The 2,452-nt window shown below is 72.2% G+C and carries 3 protein-coding genes; all 3 read left to right on the top strand.

Annotation, left to right across the window (positions count from 1 at the left end):
• Positions 1 to 240: 240 nt before the first annotated feature.
• The 3 genes from xseA (at position 241) to AB0H32_RS47925 (ending at position 2,440) form a co-directional block, all read left to right on the top strand.
• Positions 241 to 1,461, top strand: coding sequence for an exodeoxyribonuclease VII large subunit (gene xseA, locus AB0H32_RS47935; protein WP_361135934.1), 1,221 nt, complete (start codon positions 241 to 243; stop codon positions 1,459 to 1,461).
• A 9-nt stretch (positions 1,462 to 1,470) separates the two neighbouring features.
• Complete coding sequence (locus AB0H32_RS47930; protein WP_361135931.1) at positions 1,471 to 1,707, top strand: exodeoxyribonuclease VII small subunit; 237 nt, start codon at positions 1,471 to 1,473, stop codon at positions 1,705 to 1,707.
• A gap of 142 nt (positions 1,708 to 1,849) precedes the next feature.
• Positions 1,850 to 2,440: a malonic semialdehyde reductase gene (locus AB0H32_RS47925; RefSeq protein ID WP_361135929.1), complete on the top strand. Its 591-nt coding sequence runs from the start codon at positions 1,850 to 1,852 to the stop codon at positions 2,438 to 2,440.
• Positions 2,441 to 2,452 lie beyond the last annotated feature (12 nt).

Genomic DNA, 2,452 nt, shown 5'->3' with positions numbered 1-2,452 from the left:
CCCTACCCGTCCCGCCCCTGGGGGCTGCGCCCCCTGGCCCCGCACCGGCCCTGAACGGGCCTCGTCCTCGAACGCCGGACGGGCTGGAACTACCGATGGGGTCGTCCTCGGACGCCGGGCGGGCGGGAACTTCCGAACGGGTCGCCGCCCTCGAACCCCGGACGGGCTGGAACTACCGAACGGGTCGTCCTCGGACGCCGGGCGGGCCGGGATGTCGGTGCCGCCCATTACGCTCGGCGCATGGCCGTGAACACATCGCCCGAAGCGCCCCTCCCCGTAGGTGAGGTCTCCCGGATGATCGGGGGGTGGATCGACCGGCTCGGTGCGGTGTGGGTCGAAGGGCAGATCACGCAGTTGTCGCGGCGGCCGGGGGCCGGAGTCGTGTTCATGACCCTGCGGGACCCCTCGCACGACATCTCCGTCAGCGTGACCTGCTACCGGCAGGTGTTCGACGCCGTGGCCGATGTCGTCGGCGAGGGCGCGCGGGTCGTCGTGCTCGCCAAGCCGGAGTGGTACGCGCCGCGCGGGCAGCTGTCGCTCAGGGCGGCCGAGATAAGGCCCGTCGGCGTCGGCGAGCTGCTGGCCCGCCTCGAGCAGCTGAAGAAGACGCTCGCGGCCGAGGGGCTGTTCGCGCCGGAACGCAAGAAGCCGCTGCCGTTCCTGCCCCAGCTGATCGGACTGGTCTGCGGCCGCGCCTCCGCCGCGGAGCGGGACGTGCTGGAGAACGCCCGCCACCGCTGGCCCGCCGTCCGCTTCGAGGTGCGCAATGTCGCGGTGCAGGGCGTGCACGCCGTCCCGCAGGTCGTGCAGGCCGTCAAGGAGCTGGACGCGATGGAGGACGTGGACGTCATCGTCGTCGCGCGGGGCGGCGGCAGCGTGGAGGATCTGCTGCCGTTCTCCGACGAGCAGCTGGTGCGGGCGGTGGCCCAGTGCCGTACGCCCGTCGTCTCCGCCATCGGGCACGAGCCGGACAATCCGCTCCTCGACCACGTCGCCGACCTGCGCGCCTCGACCCCGACCGACGCGGCCAAGAAGGTCGTGCCCGACGTGGGCGAGGAGGTCGAGCGGGTGCGGATGCTGCGGGACCGGGCCCGGCGGTGCGTGGGCGCGTTCCTGGAGCGCGAGGAGCGGGGGCTGGCGCATGCGCTGGCCCGGCCCTCGATGGAGGATCCGCACCGGATGCTCGACGAGCGCGCCGATCACGTGGCGTCCCTGCTGGACCGCGGCCGGCGCACCGTCGGCCATCTGCTGGACCGCGCCGACTCGGAGCTGACGCACACGCACGCACGCGTGGTGGCCCTCTCCCCCGCCGCCACGCTCAAGCGCGGGTACGCGGTGCTGCAGCGGGCCGACGGGCACGTGGTGCGGGATCCGGACGAGGTCGCGACGGGTGAGGCGCTGCGCGCGCGGGTCGCCGAGGGCGGGTTCACGGTTCGAGTCGATGTCCAGGCCGATGTCTAGGGTGGGTGGATGACCAGCAAGGCGGATGAGGCGCTCTCGTACGAGCAGGCGCGGGACGAGTTGATCGAGGTCGTACGGCGGCTGGAGGCCGGTGGTACGACGCTGGAGGAGTCCCTGGCGCTGTGGGAGCGCGGTGAGGAGCTGGCCAAGGTGTGCCGGCGCTGGCTGGAGGGCGCCCGGGCCCGGCTGGACGCGGCGCTGGCCGAGGAGGAAGAGGAAGGGGCCGGGAAAGAGGGCCGCGAGTAGCGCCGGTGATGCCGTCTGCTGTGAAGCGGATCACCACACCTCCATCTTCGTTGAACCTTGAACTTCCCTGGCGTACTGTCGGTGCCGTCAGCCGATCCGGACCGCGGTCCGGATCGGACGCCACCCCCAGGAAGTGCACGCCATGTCTCTCGTTCTTGACCCCGCCGCCCAGGACCTGCTGTTCCGCGAGGCCCGCACCGCGAACACCTTCACCGACGAGCCGGTGACCGAGGAGCACGTCCAGGCGATCTACGACCTGGTCAAGTACGGCCCCACCGCCTTCAACCAGTCCCCGCTGCGCATCACGCTGGTCCGTTCCCCCGAGGCTCGCGAGCGCCTGGTGAAGCACATGGCCGAGGGCAACCAGCCGAAGACCGCCGCCGCCCCGCTGGTCGCGATCCTCTCCGCGGACAACGAGTTCCACGAGGAGCTGCCGACCCTCTTCCCGCACTTCCCGCAGGCCAAGGACGTGTTCTTCAGCGAGCGCCCGGCCCGTGAGGGCGCCGCCGCACTGAACGCCGCCCTGCAGGCCGCGTACTTCATCATCGGCGTCCGCGCCGCGGGCCTGGCCGCCGGCCCGATGACCGGCCTCGACTTCGAGGGAGTCCGCAAGGAGTTCCTGGACGACGACCACACCCCGCTGATGGTCGTCAACATCGGCCGTCCGGGCCCGGACGCCTGGTTCCCGCGCTCCCCGCGCCTGGCCTACGACGACGTCGTCACGACCGTCTGAGCCACCCCGCAC

It is taken from the genome of Streptomyces sp. NPDC020362, assembly GCF_040642095.1.
Taxonomy (GTDB): Bacteria; Actinomycetota; Actinomycetes; order Streptomycetales; family Streptomycetaceae; genus Streptomyces.
This window is presented reverse-complemented; position numbering and strand designations above follow the sequence as displayed.

What these genes read in the sequence shown, in the direction of transcription:
- AB0H32_RS47925 (WP_361135929.1), top strand. Translation starts at nt 1,850, where the DNA reads ATGTCTCTCGTTCTTGACCCCGCCGCCCAGGACCTGCTGTTCCGCGAG.
- AB0H32_RS47930 (WP_361135931.1), top strand. Translation starts at nt 1,471, where the DNA reads ATGACCAGCAAGGCGGATGAGGCGCTCTCGTACGAGCAGGCGCGGGAC.
- xseA (WP_361135934.1), top strand. Translation starts at nt 241, where the DNA reads ATGGCCGTGAACACATCGCCCGAAGCGCCCCTCCCCGTAGGTGAGGTC.